The sequence below is a fragment of the Pseudolactococcus hodotermopsidis genome, assembly GCF_011170085.1.
In the GTDB taxonomy this organism is placed as follows: Bacteria; Bacillota; Bacilli; order Lactobacillales; family Streptococcaceae; genus Pseudolactococcus; species Pseudolactococcus hodotermopsidis.
The window spans coordinates 1-21,254 of record NZ_BLLI01000001.1; the positions used below are offsets into that span (position 1 = coordinate 1).

The window sequence follows — 21,254 nt, forward strand, 5'->3', positions numbered from 1 at the left end:
GCATATCTTCAACTGATAATTTACTGTGACGACCTCGACGGTTATGTTTTTCATGATAAGCGGTCTTAAGAAGACTGCTCATAGATTCAAAGGTTGGACGTTTAACGCCAACTAGACGTTTAAAATGGCTATCGCTGAGTTTGCTGAGGGATTCATAGTTCATGACTATAGTATAACAAATTTTTTTATTTTTGGGAGAAGTCTAATGGATTCCCCTAAACCTGCTGCAACAAATCAAACTGCGACTGATACAAGTGATAGTAATTGCCACGTAAAGCCATAAGCGCCTCATGACTACCCGATTCTTGCACATCTCCTTTATCAATGTAGAAAATGCGGTCAGAATTTTTAATCGTTGATAAACGATGGGCGATGATAAATGATGTCCGTCCGACTAACAATTTGTCTAAACCGTCTTGGAGTAAACTCTCCGTTTTCGTATCAATACTTGACGTTGCCTCGTCTAATATCAAAATCTTCGGATCTGCTAAAAGCGCACGAGCAAATGAAATCAGCTGCCGTTGTCCCGCTGACAGCGTACTGCCACGTTCCTTAACTTCTGTCTGATAACCGTCTTTCAGTTCAACAATAAAGTCATGGGCACGCACAACTTTTGCAGCTCTTATAATTTCAGCCTCAGTCGCATCCAGTTTACCATAACGAATATTCTCCAGAATCGTCCCCGAAAAGATAAATGTGTCTTGGAGCATAACCCCCATTTGCTTGCGCAGAGAATTGAGTGTTACCTTGCGAATATCCGTGCCGTCAATCAGAATCTCGCCGTCATTTATATCATAAAATCGGCTCAAAAGGTTAATAACAGTCGTTTTACCTGCACCAGTCGGTCCGACCAGCGCAATAGATTCACCAGAGCTGACGTGAAATGACATATCTTTCAAGATTTCCTTGCCCATTTCATAACCAAAAGTCACATGATTGAAAACAACATCGCCCTTAATCGTTGGCAACTCAAAAGCGTTTGGCGCATCTTGAATATCAGGCGCAACATCCAAGGTTTCAAATATCCGCTCCAGATAAGCCGTCGCCGTAATCAATGAATTATAGAAATTACCGATATTGATGACAGGATTCCAAAAGTTGTTGATATAGCCGATAAAAGCAATCAGCGTCCCCGTTGACACCTCAACACCAATGCCCTTAATTCCCATAAAATAAATCAAGCAAGTCGTCAAAACAGAAATATTTTGCACACCAGGCCACATCAGAAACTGGATATAAATCGCCCGCATCCATGACGTGCGGTACTCGCCACTAACTTCTGAAAAAATCTTGAAATTTTCATCTTCGCGCGAGAAAGACTGCGTGACTTTTATCCCCGAGATACTTTCGTGAATGTAGGCATTCATATTAGATTGCTTGTTACTTAATCTTTGGTAAGCTTTTCTTTGCGCATTTTTGATAATCATGACAAAGATGAACAAAAACGGTAGTAACATCAAACTGTACAAAGTCAGCTTGAAATCAATCGCAAACATGAAAATCAAAGTTACGATAACACTCAAAATATCAGAAATCAGATTAATCAAACCATTTGACAACAAATCACTCAAAGAGTTGATATAATTAACCACACGAATCAGAATTTTCCCATGCGGTCGACTATCAAAATACGAAAAGGGCAGTTTTTGCAAATGTTGAAAAATATCAAATCGCATATCTTTCAACACATCTTGCCCAATTATCGTAATTGAGCGAATCCGATAACGCATACACCAAGCACCAACGATAATCGAGATAACAAAGGCAATCGCAAGCAACCAAAGCATCGGTAAATTTTTCTTAGGAATAACATCATCAATCACAAGTTTTGTGAAATAAGGCCCTAAAGTTGAGGCGATATTGGCTAAGAAAATGACCGCAAAAGTCTTTGAAATCGCTGTTTTATAAGGTAAAACGTAGTTAAGCAAACGCTTGAAATAAGCAGCATTGAACTGTTCTTCAAGTTCTTCATCAACATCAAATTTATTTCTAGCCATTGACCTCACCTCCATTTCCAATCTCAATATCAAAATTTCCTAATTGTTTATTATAAACTTCATAATAATAACCTTTTTTCGCAAGCAAAGTCTCATGATTACCACGCTCAACAATCTTACCATGCGCCATGATAATGATTTCGTCCGCCTCCTTGACCGACGAAATGCGGTGCGCAATGATGAAAGTCGTCTTGTCATGCGTGATTTGGTCAAGCTCCTCTTGAATTTTAGTCTCCGTTTCCATATCAACAGCCGAAGTCGTATCGTCCAAAATCAGAATCGACGGATCTTTCATCAGCGCTCGCGCCAAAGAAATCCGCTGTTTCTGCCCACCCGACAAGCCAACACCACGCTCGCCGACAATCGTTTCATAGCCCTCAGGCATTTGTGTAATAAAATGATCCGCATCAGCAATCCGCGCCATTTTCTGAACTTCCAGACTGTCCGCATCTGGCACACCAAAAGCAATATTTTCTTCAATGGTGTCAGAAAATAGGAAAATATCCTGCATGACAAGTGCAATGTGATCACGCAACTCCCGCACATGCCATTTACGTGCATCCACACCGTCAATCTTGACAACACCCGACGTCGGATCATAAAAACGCGCAATCAAATTGACCAAGGTTGATTTGCCAGAACCTGTTTCGCCAAGAATCCCAATTGTTTGTCCTGGTACAGCTTTCAAGGAAATGTGTGACAAAACTTCCGTTTCAGGATCATCTGCAAAATGAAAGGACACATCGTCAAATTCAACATAACCTTTCAGATTTTCTGCTGATTTTTCTGAAATAACAGGAATTTGCGTTTCCGAATCCAACATATCTCGAATTTTAAAAGATGAGGCAATAAAACGTTGAACGTCATTTATCAACCAACCACTCATCCGCATTGGCATGTTTAACATCCACAGCACACCATTGAATGTTACCAAATTACCAAGGGTCATCTGACCATTGATAACAAAATAACCGCCTAAAACAAGGGTAATAATCGTCAAACAACTCGCTAGCGCATCAAGAATTGGCAGATATTTGCGTGAAACATTTGCCGAATCAATGTTGCGCTGCCTATAATCGTTGTTGTGGGCATTGAATTTCTCGATTTCAAACGCTTCACGTGTGAAAGCTTTGACAACACGATTGCCACTAATGTTTTCCTCAACCATAGAATTTAGCCGAGAAAAACTTTCACGAATTTCATAAAATAACGGACGCGCTTGACTTGACATGCGCATGGTCAGATAGGCAATTAATGGCGTGACCGCAATCAGCGCCAGCATAAGCCGCCAGTCAATCGTTGCCATAACTGACACCGCAGCGATAAATAGCAGCATATTTTCAAGCAAAGTGTAGACAACCCACGAAACAAAATGCCGAATCGCATCCGTATCGCCCGTCATCCGCGCCATAATATCACCAACTCGTGTTTGATTGAAAAAGCCAAAATCCATCTCTTGCAACTTGTCATACAACTCCTCGCGAATCTTATACAACGTATTCTGCCCAATCGTCTCAAATAAAATCTGATAAGTATAACGCATGATAATCCGCAGAACGACAATACCATACATACCTGCCAAAATCGGCAGCAACATCCCGATTTTTCCTTTGTCAATGACCGTGTCAACTAACATACCACCCAACAATGGGAAAACGATAGACAAACCAGACGCAATAATAACAAGCAAGGTTGCAAAAATAATGCGCCACTTGTAAACTTTCGCGTACTGCCAAACCCATTTGATACTAGCCATTTTTCCTCCTACTTTAACTGTAGGGCATCTCTAAAAACTCAGATTCGCCCATTTTTGCTAAAATTTCCTTAGTCGTCGTCAATCCTCCTTGACTTGCACCAGCAAGCCTTCGTCGAATTTCCTAGTCTAAGAAAATTTTATCTAAAAATGAACAAAAGCAGTTTTTAGAGATGCCCTGTACTAAAAAATAATTTCTTTAACCATTGTCTATCTTAATGCAAATTGCCACGAAATAGAATGGTCATTTTTCGCAAATCGGATAGACAAAGTTTGCAAAATAAAAAGAATGATAATTGTTTTCTTATCACTCTTTTTATCATCTGACAATTGATTAAAAAAGCACCCCTCACAGATACAATTTCAATTTTCTACCAACACAAAAACTTAAATTACCAAAAGCTCCTCTTCCTTACGCGCCGTATGTTGGTCAATTTCCTTAACTGCCTCATCGGTCACTTTTTGGATGTCTTTTTCAAGCGATTTCAGCTCGTCTTCCGTGATTTCTTTGGCTTTTTCAGACTTTTTGGCATCAGTCATGGCATCTTTACGGATATTGCGAATGGCAACCTTGCCGCCTTCTGCTGCTTTTTTCACTTCTTTTGCCAATTCTTTCCGACGTTCTTCAGTCAATGCAGGAATTACCAGACGAATCACATTACCATCAGATTGTGGATTAATCCCCAAATCACTGGCGTTAATCGCCGATTCAATGTCCTTGATAATCGTCTTATCAAACGGTGTAATCAAAAGCACACGCGCCTCAGGTACAGAGATACCCGCAAGCTGATTCAAAGGCGTTGGCGCGCCGTAGTAGTCAACCGTGATACGGTCAAGCAGGCTCGCATTGGCACGACCCGCACGGATACTGCCAAACTCACGCTGCAAGCTCTCAATAGATTGTGTCATACGACTTTTCGCCGTTGTTACGATTTCATTTGCCATGATATTAAACTACCTTTCTTATTTTATTTAGAGTCATTTGAAACGGTCGTACCGATATTTTCGCCAAGCACCACGCGCTTAATATTGCCAGTTTCATTGAGATTAAAGACAACGAGGTCAATATTATTATCCATAGACAAGCTCGCAGCCGTCGAATCCATGATTTTCAGCCCACGTTTAAGCACCTCAATATGTGTCAGCTCCTCGAACTTAATCGCAGCCTTATTGGTACGCGGATCATCATTGTAAACACCATCCACACCATTTTTCGCCATGAGAATGGCATCAGCATCAATTTCAGCGGCACGCAAAGCAGCCGTCGTATCAGTTGAGAAATAAGGCGAGCCAGTACCAGCAGCAAAGATAATCACGCGATTTTTATCCAAATGGCGCAAAGCCCGACCACGTACATAAGGTTCAGCAAGCTGCTGCATGTTAATCGCCGTTTGCACACGTGTAATCACACCCGCACGCTCAAGCGCATCCGCCATAACAAGCGCATTCATAACCGTACCAAGCATACCCGTATAGTCAGCAGGCACCCGCTCCATACCCGCAGCAGCAGCAGCCTCGCCTCGCCAAAGATTACCACCACCGATAACAAGCGCAATCTCTACGCCCAAATCATGAACTTCCTTGATTTCTTTAGCGATTTCCTCCACCGTCGGAATATCAATCCCAACACCACGCACACCTGCAAGCGCCTCTCCAGAAAGTTTGATGAGAACACGTTTATATTTTACTTGAGACATAAGTCACCTTTCTAAAACATTTTTTCTTTTATCTATTTTACCATAAATTTCGAGGAATGAGGCGATTTAAAGCTAAATTAGAAACTTTTTATGACAATCCAAATTTAAGATGTATAAAAATGAAACATAAGATTCAGAAAAATGTGTCAACGGCTAAGTCGTAAACCACTTATCCACGTTGTATAACACTACTTTCCTAAACGTTTCATAGCTAAAGCTATCAATCGTTTATCTTTTTATTCCCGAAATCTCAACAACAACACCTACAATTTCCCCTAGCAAAGTCATTTATAAACCAGAAAACACCAAATCTCATGACAATAGCCATGATCAACGTTAGACCTATTTTCCATTTTTTTCACTACGTTTTCCTCCTAAAATTAAGTTTTCAACATGAACATCGTCATTTTACATGTGTAGACAACTCAGCCATTCCAAACAAAAAGCCGCCTCACACAAAGGCAGCCATTTCAAACTTATTTCTTCAATTTCTCAACATCACGCGCAATAACAAGCTCTTCATCCGTCGGAATGACGAGCACCTTAACTTTTGCGTTTTCAGAAGAGATGATACCATCAGCGCCTACAACATTGAGGTCATCTACAATATCAAGCCCAAACCAGCTTAACCCATCAATCACAGCCTTGCGGACAAAAAATGAGTTTTCGCCGATACCTGCTGTGAAAACAAGCGCATCTGCACCATTTAAGACAGCAAAATACTGACCGATATATTTCTTGATACGGTCAACAAACATCTCAAACGCCAAAACACCACGTGCTTCGCCCGCTTCCCAACTCGCTGTAATCTCACGCATATCGCTCGAAATACCGCTGATACCTTGCAAACCTGACGCTTTGTTGAGAATACTAATCATCTCAGTAATATCTGCAATGCCCTCTTTTTCCATGATAAATGGGATAATAGATGGATCAAGGTCACCCGAACGTGTCCCCATCATAACACCTGCAAGCGGCGTAAAGCCCATTGACGTATCAATTGATTTGCCACCATCAACCGCTGTGATACTTGCACCATTACCGATATGGGCAGTGATGATTTTCAACTCTTCAAGCGGTTTACCAAGCATTTCAGCTGCTTTTTGGCTCACGTACATGTGACTCGTACCATGCGCCCCATATTTACGGACACCGTGTTCAGTATAATATTTATCAGGCACTGGATAACGATAAGCAACCGCTGGCATTGTTGAATGGAAAGCAGTGTCAAACACCGCAACATGTGTTGCATTCGGCAAAAGTGTCATGAAAGCACGGATTCCCGCAGCATTGGCAGGATTATGCAAAGGCGCATATTCAGCCAAATCAGCAATTTGCTTAGCCACTTCATCATTAATTACAACAGAGTCGTTGAAAATTTCACCACCCGCAACAACACGATGTCCAGAACCTGTGATTTCAGCATAATCTGCGATAATGCCAAGATCAATCAAATCGTTCATCAAAATTTGGACAGCCTCAGTGTGATCCTTGATGTCCTTAATTGTTTCTTGCTTTTTAGAACCAAATTTAACCGTTGAGATACTATCAGGCAAGCCGATACGTTCAATTATCCCTTTACCAATGACTGTTTCTTCTGGCATTTGGTAAAGTTGCCATTTAAGACTTGAGCTACCTGCGTTAATTGCAATCGTTTTTGACATTGTATGCTTCTCCTAAATTTCGATTTGATATATACTCGATTAAATCGAATATAGTTCGTTTGTTATTAAAACAAACAGAGGTGCTAAAAACACTTTTTCCTTTAAATTATACCATATTTTGCTGAAATTTTGTCATAAAACTTTGCACAATTTTCGCATTTGTTAGACTTCTCAGAGGAAAAACAAATGGTACTTTATTTTGTTGCGATTTTTGTAAGATAAAAATTGCTTTTTGATTATTTTCAGTGAACATGTTATCTGGTAATGTGACAACAGCAGCTACTCGCGCATAGTTCTGCAACCATTTTTTCAATAAATCAGCCTGAGGACTTGACAAGAGATTGCTCGGCGCAAGGAAAATCGCATAACCGTCGTCTTTGAGGTACTTAAAACCTTGTGCCATGAGCAAATGATGGGCGTAAGTCTGCTCAGTGCTACTGCCAACACATGAACGTTTGGCTACGGCATTATCTGGATAATAACCAACTGGCAAATCTGAAATCAGCAAGTCAATTGGCGTAGTCACTTGCGGTCGAACTGCATCAAGCTGCAGAAATTCAACATTTGTCTGAATAACATCCGCAATGCTTGCCGATAAATCAATCATCAAATCATCTATTTCAAAGCCAGTATACTTGATATTTTTATCAGAAATCCCCGTCAAAATCGTCTCAGCAAGATTGCCTGTCCCAGAACCTAGCTCCAAAATTGCTAAATCGGGCGCACCAAATAAAGTTTCAATCATAAAATTGATAATATAACCAATCGCATCAGGTGTCAACTGATGATTGGCTTGCAAGTGCATAGCCTTAGCGCCTTTGATAAGTACAAACTGATAAACTTTTTGCCATTCCGATTTGGTCAACTTGAGCGAGCGCAAGTTATCGTTATTTTGCTGCACATCATCTGAGATCGCCTGTCCTAGATAACCAACATTTTGCTCAATCAAAGCCTCATAAAAGTGGGTTGCCAAACGTGTTTCGAGCAGATGAACATTTGCTAAAAGTAAGCCAAACGCTGTTTCAATTTTTTCCATAGTCATAAAACTAATTATACCATAATTTAGAGTTTCTCTAAAATCTCCCTTTAGTTTAAGGTTAATTTAAGGTTGCCACGTTATAATGTATTCATTCCTAAAATATTTTTCATAAAAACTCCCTTTTACAACCGAGACTTCCTAACTCGGTTGTTTTTTTGTGTTATACGCGTCTAAACTAGAAGATAACACTTTTGTCTATTTATAATTCTGAATTTTCCCAAACCATATCATACCAACTCGCACCACCATGAGTAGATTGAGATTTGCCCTCATTAATAAAACCATACTTTTCATAATAGGCAATCAGATAATCATGGCAGGTCAAATTGATACCATCACGTTTTTGCTCGCATGCAACGGCTTTTAGCGCTGAAATTAAGCGCGTACCAACAGCCTTTCCTTGAAATTTCAAGTCAACTGACAGACTTGTCACAGCAATAAAACCACCAGTTGCAGGATTTTTAACAACTGTTTCAAACAAATCATCAGTTAGATGACGTGCGCTAATCGCTGGTCCTTCGATATAACCCGCGATTTGACCCCCAATTTCAGCAATCAAAAAAGTATCTGAAATCTTGCTAATACGCCATTTCATTGCTTCATATGTCGCTGCCTCTTCAGGTGCAAAATTCTCCGATTCAATCCGATAAATCTCGTTCAAATCTGCACTTGTTACATTTCTGATTAACATGGCTTCTCCTTCTATTTTTCGATATACAATCTCATTATACTCTAGGGCATCTCTAAAATAAAAAAGCCAATGGCTTTTTTATTGCACATTATTTGTCAATTGTGACAAAAGTGTTTCAAAGGCTTGCTCATATTTTTGAATGTCACCTGCACCCATGAAAACATAGACGGCATTATCGTGGTCAAGAAGTGGTGATACATTATCAACCGTTATCACTTTAGCTGTTTTTTCAATTTTAGCTGCTAAATCTTCGACTTTAACATCGCCATTATCAACTTCACGCGCTGACCCGTAAATCTGCGCTAGATAAACCGCATCTGCTTGATTCAAAGAAGTTGCAAAATCATCAATTAGCGCAATCGTTCGTGTGAAAGTATGCGGTTGAAAGACCGCAACAATTTCCTTATCAAGGTATCTCTGCTTAGCCGCATCAATTGTTGCTTCAATTTCCGTTGGATGATGTGCAAAATCATCAATAATGACTTGATCGCCTAAGAATTTTTCAGCAAAACGACGTTTGACACCTGCAAATGTCGCCATATATTTGGCAACATCAGCTGCCTTGAATCCACCTTGATGTGTGACGCCAACAACTGCCAAAGCATTGAGGATATTATGTTTCCCATAAGTTGGCACACTAAAATAGCCAATTTTCTCATCATGGAAATAAGCTTCAAATTCTGAACCTTTTGGCGTGCGCATCACATTTTTCGCAATATAGTCATCATTTTCAGAAAAACCATAACGATAAATCGGGACAGATGCTGTCAATTTTTGGAGATACTTGTCGCCGCCGTAGACGAAAATACCCTTTGTGATTTGAGAGGCATAAGTTTGGAAAGCATCAAAAACATCGGCAATCCCAGTAAAATAATCTGGGTGGTCAAAATCAATATTGGTAATAATCGTGTACTCAGGATGATAAGGCAAAAAATGGCGCTCATACTCATCAGACTCAAAAACAAAGAATTTTGACTTAGCCAAACCACAACCCGTCCCGTCTCCAATCAGATAAGACGTATCTGTGATATGACTCATAACATGCGCCAAAAGCCCTGTCGTCGAGGTTTTGCCATGCGCACCCGCAACACCAATAGACGTGAACTGTCGCATCAATTCCCCAAGAAATTGATGATAGCGTAGGTAGTTATAGCCGTTTTTATCGGCATAAGCGACTTCAACATTATTATCATCGCGAAAAGCGTTCCCAGCAATGATGTCAACATCTGGTGTAATATTTTTAATATCAAACGGCAAAAGTTTAATGCCTGCCTGTTCAAGACCACGTTGCGTAAAATAATAATCAGTCGAATCAGACCCCTGTACCTTATGCCCCATTTGATGCAACATGAGCGCAAGTGCTGACATACCAGCACCTTTGATTCCTATGAAATGATATGTTTTTTCTGACATCTAATCGTTTCTTTTCAAGCTATCTGACTAATGTTTGCCTTGAAATACAATAAAGAGATGAAAATTTTCATGAAATTTACATCTTTACATTTTCAAAACAAAATTCACTAATAAAGAAAGCATTCCTTCCTAAATTCTTATTGAGATTCAACGGCATCAAAAGTACTGCGATTGCTTCGCTTGCTTGTGAAATAATCCTGTTGTGGTGTATCAAACGGCGATTTATTGACTTGTGGCTGTACTTGTTGCTGCGCCACTGCTTGAAGGTAGCTTGACGCTGATTTACCTAGTGAATGTTGCGTTTTCATCACTTTTTTATTGGCTAAGCTATTAATTCCTAACTCATCCGTATCCGCCGTGTCAAGTGGATGTTTGTAGGGTTTAATTGGTTTTGGCGGAATCGCATTTTCACGCGCACGTTTTTTGGCGTCATCAATAGGCGACTGGCGCTTGGGCTTGTCCACCAATAAAGTCCGAGAATTTGCGCTTAATGGGCGTTTGCCAGCCGTTGTCGGCATTTGACGTAAGCGTTCAAAAACGTCAGATGACGGTTCATATCTTGATTTCGTTTTCGGTTGCACCGTTGCTGTTGCTTGCTCTTGACGGCTTTGTGGCATCCTTGGTTCAATAGGCGACGTTTGATTTTGAATCGGTCCATAAGCCTGACTTGTTTGATTCGTCACCGTTTTCTCGTCAAAATTGTACTCAAAACGCTCAGTCGCCGCATCAGGATTCTTGATAATCAGCTGCTGATTCGTCATAATTACTCGATTATCTGCTACCAAAACAGCACCGTCTGGAATAATCGGAAAAGTTACATTATTTTTATGGTAAGTGTTTTCCATCTCTACCTTACTTTCACTTTATGCTTATCATCTATATTGTACCAAAATTTTCAGAAATAATCTCGGAAAGTCTAAATTTTCGGCAATTTTTGCCCTAGATCCCTAAAATCGTTTTCATTTCATCCTCAGAAATCGCCGTGTCATTAGCACCACCGTCTAGCACAGTGGTTACCATATCGCGTTTGGTATCCTGCAAGGACATGATTTTTTCCTCGATTGTGCCACGCGTAATCAAGCGAATAACTTCGACTGTTTTGGTTTGCCCCATGCGGTGAGCTCGTGAAATTGCTTGCTCTTCAACTGACGGATTCCACCACAAGTCAATCAAAATAACAACATCCGCAGAAGTTAGATTTAGCCCAGTTCCACCTGCTTTGAGTGAAATTAGAAAAGCATCACGCGATCCCGCATTGAAAGCCTTAACCATTTTCATTCGATCACGAGTTGGTGTTGAACCAGTCAATTGATAACTTGAAATACCTGCTTCTTCTAACTGTTTCTCAATAAATGGAAACATTTTGCGAAACTGTGAAAAAATCAAAGGTCTGTGACCAGAATCCTTGATTTGTTGCAAAAGTTCCGCCAAACTTTTGAGCTTACCTGATGTGCCTTTATAATCGCTCATAAAGAGAGCCGGTGTATCACAAATTTGCCGTAAACGTGTGATACCAGCTAAAATCTCAATTTTCGAGCGTGAAAATTCATAATCATTCATACTTCTGACACGACTTTGAATGGCTTCTAACTGCGCCAAATAAATGATTTTTTGTGCTTCGTCAAGCTCGTTATATTGAATCATCTCAAGTTTATCAGGCAATTCAAGCAAAACTTCTTCCTTACGACGGCGCATGATAAAAGGCTGAATCATCCGCGCAATGGCATCATGTTTGAGCTTGCGAAATGTCTTGCGATCGCCCAAAATACCTGGCATGATAATCTGAAAAATTGCCCAAATTTCATCAACGCGATTTTCAATTGGTGTCCCTGACAAAGCAAAAATATGGTCAACCTTGAGCCGTGCCAAGGCTTTATTTGTCTTGGAATTGAAATTTTTAACGGTCTGCGCTTCATCCATAAAAAGATATTTCAAACCTAAATACTGGTAAGCATGTTCATCTTTCAAAAAACTGCCATAACTTGTGATGAAAATCTGCGCCTTTTTGTCTCGGCGCAACTTACCACGCTCATCGGCGCTACCATCAACAACGACAACCGACAAGTCTGGCGCAAATTTCTCAAACTCGCTCAACCAGTTATAAACCAAGCTCGACGGCGACACAATCAACGCTTTTTCGCCCACTTTGAGATTTCCCGCCAGATAAGTAATTGACTGCAAAGTCTTGCCAAGCCCCATATCATCAGCCAAAACGCCGCCCATGTAGTAAGAACTCAGCATGTTCATCCAACGCACTCCGTCCTCTTGATAAGGGCGCAACTCAGCACTAATATTTTGCGGTTTTTCATAAGGAAAATCATGCGGATGTGTTAAATCTGTGTATAATTTATCAAATTTATCAGAGAAAGAAACGGTATCCGTCTCATCAAAAATCTTGGATAATTGAAAAGTTTTGAAAGCTGGTACCGTAATTTTACCATCAGCAACTTGAACCGTGTCTGCCATCTCATCCAAAACACGTTTAACAGGGTCAAATTGCTCATCTAGCATGATTAAACGACCATCACCTGTCACATAATATGCCGCATGTGATTGCAGGCGATTAACAAGTTTTGAAAATTCTTTTTCAGGAACATGCGGCAAATCAAAACTGATGTCCAAAAGACCACCATTTTGGTCAACATCAATATCAAAGTTTTCCGTAACTTGTAGACTTTGAACAACTTCAGACAAAGTCACATCGCCCAATTTAGCAAATTCAGGAATGACTTTTGTGAAAAACTCATAAATCGCTTCGCCTTGTGGTCGGTCAATTTTGCTCTCAAAACCATTGGAAAAGCCAACACGTTTGAGCAAATCAAAAATTTGTTTTTCCAAACGCAAATCACGGGAAAAACCAACTGTTTCCAAGTCTTGGAAAGTCGTAATCTGAAAATCGCCATAGTCAAAAGCAATCTTCAACGTCAAAAAACGTGCCATATCAAATTTAAATGTTGGCTTAAATCGTCTAATTTTAAAGGATTCAGGTGCATCAACATAGCCAATTTTTTCAAAAATTTGCAAAGCCTGCGCCAATTTATCCTTATCATCATAGTCAAAATGAACAACTTTTAAATCGTCAGAAACCGTTGGCAAATGTGAAATTTGCTTGGCAATATCAAGTTGCTCAGAATCTAGCGTGTAAAAAACATGATCGGCATAAATAATTTCGCCCTCAAAAAACGATAAATGCTTATCTCTCTTGACAGATAGCTCAATCACATCATCTAAAGGCTTGATGTAAAAGCGATACAGGTCACTTTCATCAGTTAAAGGTAAAACGCTAAAATATTTAATCGTTTTTTCAGAAAGTTTCATCGAAAACCGCAAAGGCATTATCAACGCCAAAAGTTCAGGTATCAAACCTGACTGCGGTATCAAGTATCTACCCGTTTTACGGAAAAGATTGGTCAATACTATCTCTTCACTATTTGGTGTAATTTTTAATAAAAACTTCAGAAACGCTTGACTTGGTGCATCAAAACGAGACATCACAAGAGATACATAACGAGATGAACCAATCAGATAAGTCTCAGATTTTCGCACAAGCTCAATAAATTGCGGAATATCTTTGATAATATAAGGTCGCAGCGTATTTGATAAACGAATTTTCAAAGTGAAAACAAGGAAATCGCCTTGACGATAGAATTGTGTCATTGACTCGCCGTCTATAACGTCCACTTCCAAACTCAGATTTTCTGTTGTATTCGCCCATTTTTCGTCGTTAATTTTAGCTAGAAATGCCGCCGATTCTTGTAGCTCATTGGACTTTTCGACCTCAGCTTCATAGGCTTTTTTTTCTTCCTCGACAGTATCACTATCAGCCTTTTTCAGATATTCCTCGATTGCCGCAATATGCTTACAATATCGTTTGTTATGTTGAAAAACATCACAAAAACACAGGTCATTTTGACCATCAAGATCATAAACAACTTGCTCGCCGTCAACATCCGCCATCAGCTTCATCTCGCTAAATGACACATTTGTCATTAGTCCTTTTTCAAAAATTTCTGCACCTTCAGCACGAATCCGCGCTGGCATCATACGACTCATTTTTTTATTTATCCTGTCTTGAATTTTGCACTATTATATCATATTTCCAGTAAAATGTCAGCAATTTCAGACGATTTTCATCAAATTTACAAATAATTTTATCAACATCTTTGGAGTAAAAAACTTTCTTGATGTCTGCGTTTTATCTCTAACTGCATAAAACAACCCAGCAATCAGCACCAAATCAAGCAAGCCAATCTTAGAACTATACCAATAAATAGAGTATGCATAGCCTCAAGTTTTATATTTAGAACAAAACATTTTGAATATAACTTATCTTAATTTTAAATTGAATATCAATTCCATTAAACTTTTTCCCCACAAAAATATCCGTCCGTTTACTACCTGTTCTATGTTTCATATTTTTAAAAGCATAATCAACTTCATCAATAATTTTTTGATTAGACCAATTTTTTGGAAAAAATGAACTCTTACCATTTTTAAGCGTCTCATTAATTGTCACATTAGCTTTATAAACGCCAAATTCATCAGGTACAGTCACATTACTCAACTCAACATCTAAACCATCATGGATGTTATTTTCAGTATGATAACCTACTGCCTTACCTTTTTTATTAACCTCTCCGCCCAAAACATGCTGAGGCGTATTCGTCTTGAAATTTTCGGTATTTTTCAAATCTGAATAATCTGGATTAGTAACTTTAATTTTCACATCATCCATAACATTCGCAACATTAACACCAGTACCAGCCTTAGTCTGCGACTTACTAGCCGCATAAGAAAGTCCAGCAATCAGCGCCAAATCAAGCAAACCACTCTTTGAACTATACCAATAAATAGAATCCGCAAAGCCTCCAGCTTGACCCCACTTTTCCCAACCGCTAGGCAGCTGACCGTCCGTGAGATAATTCTTACCGTCCCCTTTTCGCCTTGCCGCAAGGTCTAGCTCATAAGTCTTCTCCCAACCAACAATTTCATACATACCAACAAAGTTTTTGCCATATTTTTCAACGTAATCTTGTAGTTCCTCGTCAAAAATACGCACCCCGTCCTTGTCAATAAACCACATGATTTTAACTTCTTTGGTTTTCGGGTCTTCATAAGGCATGGCATAAATGTTATATTTCTCTAACTCTTTTATTTTCGATTTGTGATAAATTTCTTCCTTACTTTCCGAAAGATTGGAACTTGAATTTATTTATAGAATTAGTTTTACAAACCTAAAGCTGTTTTCACTTCTGATAAAAGGTGTTCATATTCAGCTTTATCGCTAGGTGTTTCGGCAATTCTTTCATTAACGACTTCAACCAAGTAATCATAAAATTCATCAAAATTGAGATATAAATTTTCTTCTACTGGCGCTGCTGGTGGATCAGCATTCAATAAAACTTGATTATCTTTAATTTCGGATAATTCCTGTTGAAATTCATACGGGTCTTCTTCCAAATCTGCTTTGAAAAAAATTGCCATATAACCACCTCCACCGTCACCATAGCCAGATTTTTTAGAAAATTCTTTTAGACTATTTTTGTTTATATTACTTGCATAAGTTCTTAATAAAATATGTCTTTCTTCTTGATTAGTAACTATCAATGCCATTTCATTCTCCTTAATTTAACATTGGAAAAAAATTAGTTATTTTTCCATCTTCAATAAATCCTTTAAATTTCAAACCATTATTTGCTGTTCCAATAATTTCACGTCCATTTATAACTCCATTCTTCATCGCCTCTTGTCCCCACTCATATATCTGCTTATCACTGATAACATTAGGGTCATATATTGTTTTAGGATCTTTAATGCCCCTATACTCATCTGGAAGTGCTTTTCCATCAATTCCTTTTTTAGGGACTTCATACTTAACTTCTTTTATTCCTTGATATATTGGATTCGTTTTTTCTGAAACAACTTGCCCACCAATTTCATCTAAACTCTCAAAAAAAGCATCTGAATTGTGACCACCACTAATACCTTTTTTTCCAACTCCCTCCACATTCTTCAAATGATTAGCCGCATTCGAGCCTATCGGAATACCATTCACATCATCCATAACATTCGCAACATTAACACCAGTACTAGCCTTAGTCTGCGACTTACTAGCCGCATAAGAAAGTCCAGCAATCAGCGCCAAATCAAGCAAACCACTCTTTGAACTATACCAATAAATAGAGTCCACAAAGCCTCCAGCTTGACCCCACTTTTCCCAGCCACTAGGCAGCTGACCGTCCGTAAGATAATTCTTGCCGTCCCCTTTTCGCCTTGCCGCAAGGTCTAGCTCATAAATCTTCTCCCAACCAACAATTTCATACATGCCAACAAAGTTTTTACCATATTTTTCGACGTAATCTTGTAGTTCCTCATCAAAAATACGCACACCGTCCTTGTCAATAAACCACATGATTTTAACTTCTTTGGTCGTTGGGTCTTCGTAGGGCATGGCATAAATGTTATATTTCTCTAACTCTTTTATTTTCGATTTGTGATAAATTTCCTCCTTATTTTCCGAAAGATTTGAACTAAATTTATTTGTTATTTATAGAATTAGTTTTACAAACCTAAAGCTGTTTTCACTTCTGATAAAAGGTGTTCATATTCTGCTTTATCGCTAGGTGTCTCGGCAATTCTTTCATTAACGACTTCTACCAAATAAGCATAAAATTCATCAAAATTGAGATACAGATTTTCTTCCACTGGTGCTGCTGGTGGGGCAGCGTTCAATAAAACTTGATTATCAGGAAATTGATTAATATCAATTCCTAGCTCTACCGCCATATACGGGTCATCTTCAAATTCTTCCTTGAAACTAATTGCCATATAACCACCTCCACCATCACCTGCTCCAGATTTTTTAGCAAATGCTTTCAGACTCCTTTTATTTATATTCCACTTATATCCTATCAATAAAGATTTTTTTTCTATTTCGTCTGTAACTGTTATTGCCATATCATTTCTCCTCGATTTTTAATCTAAGTTCAGGATAAAAATTTGTAATTTTATCTTCTCTGATAAATCCTTTAAATTTTAGTCCATTATTTGCATACCCCTCAATAATTTGGTCTCCGTTGGGTTTAACCGTGATTTTACCATTCTTCATAGCCTCTTGTCCCCATTGATATATCTGCTCATCGCTAATAATGTTAGTGTCATAAACAGTCTTAGGTTCTCTAATACTTTTATACTCAGTTGGAACTCGTGGTTGTCCGTCAATTCCTTTTTTGGGAATTTCATACTGAATTTCTTTTACTCCAGAAATTGCTGGATTCGTTTTTTCTGAAACAACTCGCCCGCCAACTTCGTCTAACTTTTCATAAAAATTGGACGAATTATGCCCCCCAACAATCCCCTTCTGTTGCGTAAAGCCTTCCACATTCTTCAAATGATTTACAGCATTTTCCCCTATCGGAATATCATTCACATCATCCATAACATTCGCAACATTAGCACCAGTACTAGCCTTAGTCTGCGACTTACTAGCCGCATAAGAAAGTCCAGCAATCAGCGCCAAATCAAGCAAACCACTCTTTGAACTATACCAATAAATAGAATCCGCAAAGCCTCCAGCTTGACCCCACTTTTCCCAGCCACTAGGCAGCTGACCGTCCGTAAGATAATTTTTGCCGTCCCCTCGCCGCCTTGCCGCAAGGTCTAGCTCATAAATCTTCTCCCAACCAACAATTTCATACATACCAACAAAGTTTTTACCATATTTTTCAACGTAATCTTGTAGTTCCTCATCAAAAATACGCACACCGTCCTTGTCAATAAACCACATGATTTTAACTTCTTTGGTTTTCGGATCTTCATAAGGCATGGCATAAATGTTATATTTCTCTAACTCTTTTATTTTCGATTTGTGATACTTTTCTTCCTTTTCTTTAATTTTATTAGTTACGACAGTTCGCCATGACAAGTCTTTCGGCATAATAAAAGTGCCACTAGACCGATTCCAAGACTCTTTAACTTGTGAAAGACCTTGACTTATTGACGATTCCAAAATCTCAATTTCTGAGAAAATACTTGGAGAAAAAGCGTTAAATTCTCGTAAACTGTCTAATTTTTCTAAAAAAGCGCTTTTCATTTCCTCATATAATTCAATTTGTTCCTCATTAATTGAGAGGAGGGAATATCTAGCAAACTCAGGCATTAAATAAAAGTCTATATTATCGCGAATGTCATATAACATTCGAATTTGATTATCCAAGCGATCAATCGTTTCCACAAGTTCCGATTCTTTCCAATCACAGGTATCAACTCTAGCTTTATATTCTTCGGGAAATTTATTGACCGCCTCTTTAACAGCCTCGGCAAGCAAAATACCGCCCTCTGACAAAGGATATAAAACGGTCATAAAATATTCTTTAGCAGAATCATAAGTTTTACCGCTCAAATCCGCACTGTTAAAGTAAAAATCGCTGATTGCTCTTTGTAATGAATGATAGCCGTCAATTCGACTATCACAACGTCTAGCAACACTTTCGGCTTGCATTTCGGAATCTGATAAATACATATCAATACTCATGCTTTTTTCCTCGCTTTAGTCAAATGATAATTTTTGTCTTTCGTAGCTAAGTTCTTCAATATCATAGCTAATTTGTTGTCTTTTAGATTGAATTTCCTCATAAGTTTCTTCTAAATTACTTAAAAATCGATTTGTTTTATAAGAAACATCTGACAATTTGCCATTCATGAAATTTGATAACACACTATCATTATGATAAAATTTTTCGCTTAATTCAGTGAAAAACTGCTGTTCTTGATAATGATAATCTTGAAAATCATCTGTTACAAATTCAATATGACGATTTTCATTGGCTAGATTTTCTTCTTGTTGCTGTAAATAGCGTTCCTTAACGTATAATTCTTCCCATTCATCCATTATTTCAAATCTCCTAATAAATCATAATTGGGTTTAAAAATATTACCAAGTTCTTTATCCAACGCCTCAAATTCTATCGCCACAGAATGTATATTCTCTGAAGCTGATTTAACTGCTAAGCCAACTTGTTTACTGAGACTATCTTCTTTTTGGATCGCTTCGTAAGCAGTCATATTACCTGACACAGTTGTTTGACTATCTTGAGTGACAACACAAAATTCTAAGATGTCAGTAACAGCATTTTTCAAACTTGTCGCTTTTGCTTGAGCAGTCCCTACATTACTTTTTAATGGCGTATTTCCCATTGTTTTTTCCTTCGTATAATATTATTTACTATTTTTTAAAATCGTCGTATTCAATAAGTATACCACATAAACCATCAATGGGCAACTAACGTTACATAACAAAATGCAATTTCAGACGATTTTCATCAAATTTACAAATAATTTTATCAACAAGTTCCGATTTTTAAGCCATTGCAAGCGGTCATCGTGCAGATGAACACGGTTGGATAAGAAAATCACTGCTTGTTTGGTAACGAGATTTATCATCAAGAAAGTTCCCGTGTAGCCCGTATGTATCAACCACTGCACGCCATTTTCAGACGTTTCGTCAAGTATATCCCAAGCTAAACTTCGTGGCATGTCGTCAGCCTGTGCATAATTCTGCAATAACTTCAAATAACGAGTATCTGAAAAATAAGCCTGACAAAATCGCACCAAATCATCCAAATCTGAAAATAGTCCCGCTGAACCTGTATGAACACCTAAAACTTGCGCTTTCGGATCATGCACCACGCCTCTAGGTAGCTCCCAAGCTGTTCTAACTGTCTGTTTTGGTGCGGTAAAACTTGTTCGTGTCATACCAAAAGGTTGAAAAACTTGCGTTTGCAAAATCACATCCAAATCCTGTTGAAAAATTGTCTCCAGCATAAAACCAAGCAAGATAAAATTAACATCCGAGTAATGAAATGATTTATCGTCAGTTATCTTGACCTGATTAAGCGCCACACGAAGTTGGTCGTAAGCTAGACGATTACGATTTTTGATAAAAGGGTCAACACCCGATGTATGTGTCAAAAGCTGGCGAATCGTGACTTGACCGCCTTCAAAATCAGGATAATAGTCCGTCAACAAGGCATCAAGCGCTAACTTGCCTGAAAATATCAAGTTAATAACCACCGTCCCAGTCCCGACAACTTTGGAAACGCTCGCCAAATCATAAGCCATATCAGGCTGCAAAGGTCGAATTTCGGGTTTTAAACTGTCATTGCCTATCACATATTTCTCTATTTCTGAACCATTGACAATAGCAAAAGAAGCACCTGGAAAAATTCCAGATGCTATGTATGCTTTTACCATTTCAAGAACGTCTTGTCTCATTTCACGAACCAAAGTTCGATATTTTGTGCATCTGTCAAGGTCAAAATTTTACCTTTTTTATCAACATAATAGGCAAGACCAAGCGCATCAAATTGCTCAGAAACTGTTGTCAAATCAACTTCTTTTGGTACCTTAAACTCAATAATTTCCAAATCCCAAACACCGTCAGGAGCAACCAATAAATCTGCTCCCTCTGCCATAAAATAAGAGATTTTACCAAAAGGCAACTTGACCGAGTTATGTTTTTCAGACAAGCCAAAGCCTTCAACATAAATACCAAGGCTATTTTTAATATTTGGTGTATTGAGCTGAATTTCGGTCAAAATCACGTTAGCACCTGTACTTGGTACGATTTCAAACAAGTCTCCCTCAGGCGATGTTGCCTCAAAACCTTCGGTAAAATCAGGACTTTCAAGCACGATTTTACGCAATTTTTTAGCACCATTGACCGCACGAGTTCGCATACTAGGAGATTCTTCCAAAATTAGGCACGCCTCATCGCGTGTTTTTGCTGATTTTCCGCCCAAAATAGCCAAGGCATTTTCCTCAACAATCACTTTCAAACCTAACACTTCTTTGTAGAACGCCAGATTCAAATCACGATTGTTGACACGAATAACGGGAATCATCTTTGTTACATTTTCAAAAACTGTTTTCATTGTTGTGAGTCTCTCATTTTCTCTTGTTTTTGCGAACTATTTACACTTTTATAAACTGCGCTAATACTA

At 38.6% G+C, this 21,254-nt stretch carries 19 protein-coding genes; all 19 read right to left on the bottom strand.

Annotated features, from left to right (window positions below; all coding sequences use genetic code 11):
* Nucleotides 1–215 precede the first annotated feature (215 nt).
* The 19 genes from Hs30E_RS00010 to Hs30E_RS00100 all read right to left on the bottom strand — a co-directional run bounded on the left by Hs30E_RS00010 (nt 216) and on the right by Hs30E_RS00100 (nt 21,185).
* A complete protein-coding gene (locus Hs30E_RS00010) occupies nt 216–1,997 on the bottom strand; it encodes an ABC transporter ATP-binding protein (RefSeq protein ID WP_172206945.1) in 1,782 nt (593 codons plus the stop codon).
* Complete coding sequence (locus tag Hs30E_RS00015) at nt 1,990–3,753, bottom strand: ABC transporter ATP-binding protein (RefSeq protein ID WP_172206947.1); 1,764 nt, start codon at nt 3,751–3,753, stop codon at nt 1,990–1,992. The genes Hs30E_RS00010 and Hs30E_RS00015 overlap by 8 nt, the downstream gene beginning before the upstream one ends.
* Before the next feature lie 384 nt (nt 3,754–4,137).
* On the bottom strand, nt 4,138–4,695 hold the full coding sequence (gene frr / locus Hs30E_RS00020) for a ribosome recycling factor (protein WP_172206949.1): 558 nt from the start codon (nt 4,693–4,695) through the stop codon (nt 4,138–4,140).
* A gap of 23 nt (nt 4,696–4,718) precedes the next feature.
* Nucleotides 4,719–5,447, bottom strand: a complete 729-nt coding sequence (gene pyrH / locus Hs30E_RS00025) for a UMP kinase (RefSeq protein WP_172206951.1) — start codon at nt 5,445–5,447, stop codon at nt 4,719–4,721.
* A 476-nt stretch (nt 5,448–5,923) separates the two neighbouring features.
* Nucleotides 5,924–7,111 carry an acetate kinase gene (locus Hs30E_RS00030; RefSeq protein WP_172206953.1) on the bottom strand — a complete coding sequence of 396 codons (1,188 nt, stop codon included), beginning with the start codon at nt 7,109–7,111 and terminating at the stop codon, nt 5,924–5,926.
* Between the two features lie 106 nt (nt 7,112–7,217).
* Complete coding sequence (locus Hs30E_RS00035; protein ID WP_172206955.1) at nt 7,218–8,153, bottom strand: class I SAM-dependent methyltransferase; 936 nt, start codon at nt 8,151–8,153, stop codon at nt 7,218–7,220.
* Nucleotides 8,154–8,349: 196 nt separating this feature from the next.
* Entirely contained in the window at nt 8,350–8,841 is a 492-nt protein-coding gene (locus tag Hs30E_RS00040) for a GNAT family N-acetyltransferase (protein ID WP_172206957.1), read from the bottom strand.
* A gap of 78 nt (nt 8,842–8,919) precedes the next feature.
* Entirely contained in the window at nt 8,920–10,254 is a 1,335-nt protein-coding gene (gene murC, locus Hs30E_RS00045) for a UDP-N-acetylmuramate--L-alanine ligase (protein ID WP_172206959.1), read from the bottom strand.
* A gap of 137 nt (nt 10,255–10,391) precedes the next feature.
* On the bottom strand, nt 10,392–11,099 hold the full coding sequence (locus tag Hs30E_RS00050) for a hypothetical protein (protein ID WP_172206961.1): 708 nt from the start codon (nt 11,097–11,099) through the stop codon (nt 10,392–10,394).
* Nucleotides 11,100–11,193: 94 nt separating this feature from the next.
* The gene (locus Hs30E_RS00055) at nt 11,194–14,307 is read right to left on the bottom strand and encodes a DEAD/DEAH box helicase (protein ID WP_172206963.1); all 3,114 of its coding nucleotides are present in this window, start codon (nt 14,305–14,307) and stop codon (nt 11,194–11,196) included.
* A 247-nt stretch (nt 14,308–14,554) separates the two neighbouring features.
* On the bottom strand, nt 14,555–15,376 hold the full coding sequence (locus tag Hs30E_RS00060) for an EndoU domain-containing protein (protein ID WP_172206965.1): 822 nt from the start codon (nt 15,374–15,376) through the stop codon (nt 14,555–14,557).
* 104 nt (nt 15,377–15,480) lie between these two features.
* On the bottom strand, nt 15,481–15,867 hold the full coding sequence (cdiI, locus tag Hs30E_RS00065; protein WP_172206967.1) for a ribonuclease toxin immunity protein CdiI: 387 nt from the start codon (nt 15,865–15,867) through the stop codon (nt 15,481–15,483).
* Nucleotides 15,868–15,877: 10 nt separating this feature from the next.
* Nucleotides 15,878–16,705, bottom strand: a complete 828-nt coding sequence (locus Hs30E_RS11045) for a CdiA family toxin C-terminal domain-containing protein (protein ID WP_228461948.1) — start codon at nt 16,703–16,705, stop codon at nt 15,878–15,880.
* 110 nt (nt 16,706–16,815) lie between these two features.
* Nucleotides 16,816–17,211 carry a hypothetical protein gene (locus Hs30E_RS00075; protein WP_172206969.1) on the bottom strand — a complete coding sequence of 132 codons (396 nt, stop codon included), beginning with the start codon at nt 17,209–17,211 and terminating at the stop codon, nt 16,816–16,818.
* Nucleotide 17,212: 1 nt separating this feature from the next.
* Complete coding sequence (locus Hs30E_RS00080; RefSeq protein ID WP_172206971.1) at nt 17,213–18,787, bottom strand: CdiA family toxin C-terminal domain-containing protein; 1,575 nt, start codon at nt 18,785–18,787, stop codon at nt 17,213–17,215.
* A 15-nt stretch (nt 18,788–18,802) separates the two neighbouring features.
* Nucleotides 18,803–19,144, bottom strand: a complete 342-nt coding sequence (locus Hs30E_RS00085; protein ID WP_172206973.1) for a DUF3958 family protein — start codon at nt 19,142–19,144, stop codon at nt 18,803–18,805.
* Nucleotides 19,144–19,449 carry a TIGR04197 family type VII secretion effector gene (locus Hs30E_RS00090; RefSeq protein WP_172206975.1) on the bottom strand — a complete coding sequence of 102 codons (306 nt, stop codon included), beginning with the start codon at nt 19,447–19,449 and terminating at the stop codon, nt 19,144–19,146. Before Hs30E_RS00090 ends, Hs30E_RS00085 begins: the two co-directional genes overlap by 1 nt.
* A gap of 111 nt (nt 19,450–19,560) precedes the next feature.
* Complete coding sequence (locus Hs30E_RS00095; RefSeq protein WP_172206977.1) at nt 19,561–20,526, bottom strand: serine hydrolase domain-containing protein; 966 nt, start codon at nt 20,524–20,526, stop codon at nt 19,561–19,563.
* Nucleotides 20,523–21,185: a CppA N-terminal domain-containing protein gene (locus Hs30E_RS00100; RefSeq protein WP_172206979.1), complete on the bottom strand. Its 663-nt coding sequence runs from the start codon at nt 21,183–21,185 to the stop codon at nt 20,523–20,525. Before Hs30E_RS00100 ends, Hs30E_RS00095 begins: the two co-directional genes overlap by 4 nt.
* Between the last annotated feature and the right edge of the window lie 69 nt (nt 21,186–21,254).

Bases quoted from the DNA above. Each gene is read 5' to 3' on its own strand.
- Hs30E_RS00090 (WP_172206975.1), bottom strand. From the start codon at position 19,449: ATGGGAAATACGCCATTAAAAAGTAATGTAGGGACTGCTCAAGCAAAA.
- Hs30E_RS00100 (WP_172206979.1), bottom strand. From the start codon at position 21,185: ATGAAAACAGTTTTTGAAAATGTAACAAAGATGATTCCCGTTATTCGT.
- murC (WP_172206959.1), bottom strand. From the start codon at position 10,254: ATGTCAGAAAAAACATATCATTTCATAGGAATCAAAGGTGCTGGTATG.
- Hs30E_RS00040 (WP_172206957.1), bottom strand. From the start codon at position 8,841: ATGTTAATCAGAAATGTAACAAGTGCAGATTTGAACGAGATTTATCGG.
- Hs30E_RS00010 (WP_172206945.1), bottom strand. From the start codon at position 1,997: ATGGCTAGAAATAAATTTGATGTTGATGAAGAACTTGAAGAACAGTTC.
- Hs30E_RS00030 (WP_172206953.1), bottom strand. From the start codon at position 7,111: ATGTCAAAAACGATTGCAATTAACGCAGGTAGCTCAAGTCTTAAATGG.
- Hs30E_RS00075 (WP_172206969.1), bottom strand. From the start codon at position 17,211: ATGGCAATAACAGTTACAGACGAAATAGAAAAAAAATCTTTATTGATA.
- Hs30E_RS00055 (WP_172206963.1), bottom strand. From the start codon at position 14,307: ATGAGTCGTATGATGCCAGCGCGGATTCGTGCTGAAGGTGCAGAAATT.
- Hs30E_RS11045 (WP_228461948.1), bottom strand. From the start codon at position 16,705: ATGCCCTACGAAGACCCAACGACCAAAGAAGTTAAAATCATGTGGTTT.
- cdiI (WP_172206967.1), bottom strand. From the start codon at position 15,867: ATGGCATTGATAGTTACTAATCAAGAAGAAAGACATATTTTATTAAGA.
- Hs30E_RS00095 (WP_172206977.1), bottom strand. From the start codon at position 20,526: ATGAGACAAGACGTTCTTGAAATGGTAAAAGCATACATAGCATCTGGA.
- Hs30E_RS00050 (WP_172206961.1), bottom strand. From the start codon at position 11,099: ATGGAAAACACTTACCATAAAAATAATGTAACTTTTCCGATTATTCCA.
- Hs30E_RS00080 (WP_172206971.1), bottom strand. From the start codon at position 18,787: ATGAGTATTGATATGTATTTATCAGATTCCGAAATGCAAGCCGAAAGT.
- Hs30E_RS00015 (WP_172206947.1), bottom strand. From the start codon at position 3,753: ATGGCTAGTATCAAATGGGTTTGGCAGTACGCGAAAGTTTACAAGTGG.
- Hs30E_RS00035 (WP_172206955.1), bottom strand. From the start codon at position 8,153: ATGACTATGGAAAAAATTGAAACAGCGTTTGGCTTACTTTTAGCAAAT.
- frr (WP_172206949.1), bottom strand. From the start codon at position 4,695: ATGGCAAATGAAATCGTAACAACGGCGAAAAGTCGTATGACACAATCT.
- Hs30E_RS00060 (WP_172206965.1), bottom strand. From the start codon at position 15,376: ATGCCTTATGAAGACCCGAAAACCAAAGAAGTTAAAATCATGTGGTTT.
- pyrH (WP_172206951.1), bottom strand. From the start codon at position 5,447: ATGTCTCAAGTAAAATATAAACGTGTTCTCATCAAACTTTCTGGAGAG.
- Hs30E_RS00085 (WP_172206973.1), bottom strand. From the start codon at position 19,144: ATGGATGAATGGGAAGAATTATACGTTAAGGAACGCTATTTACAGCAA.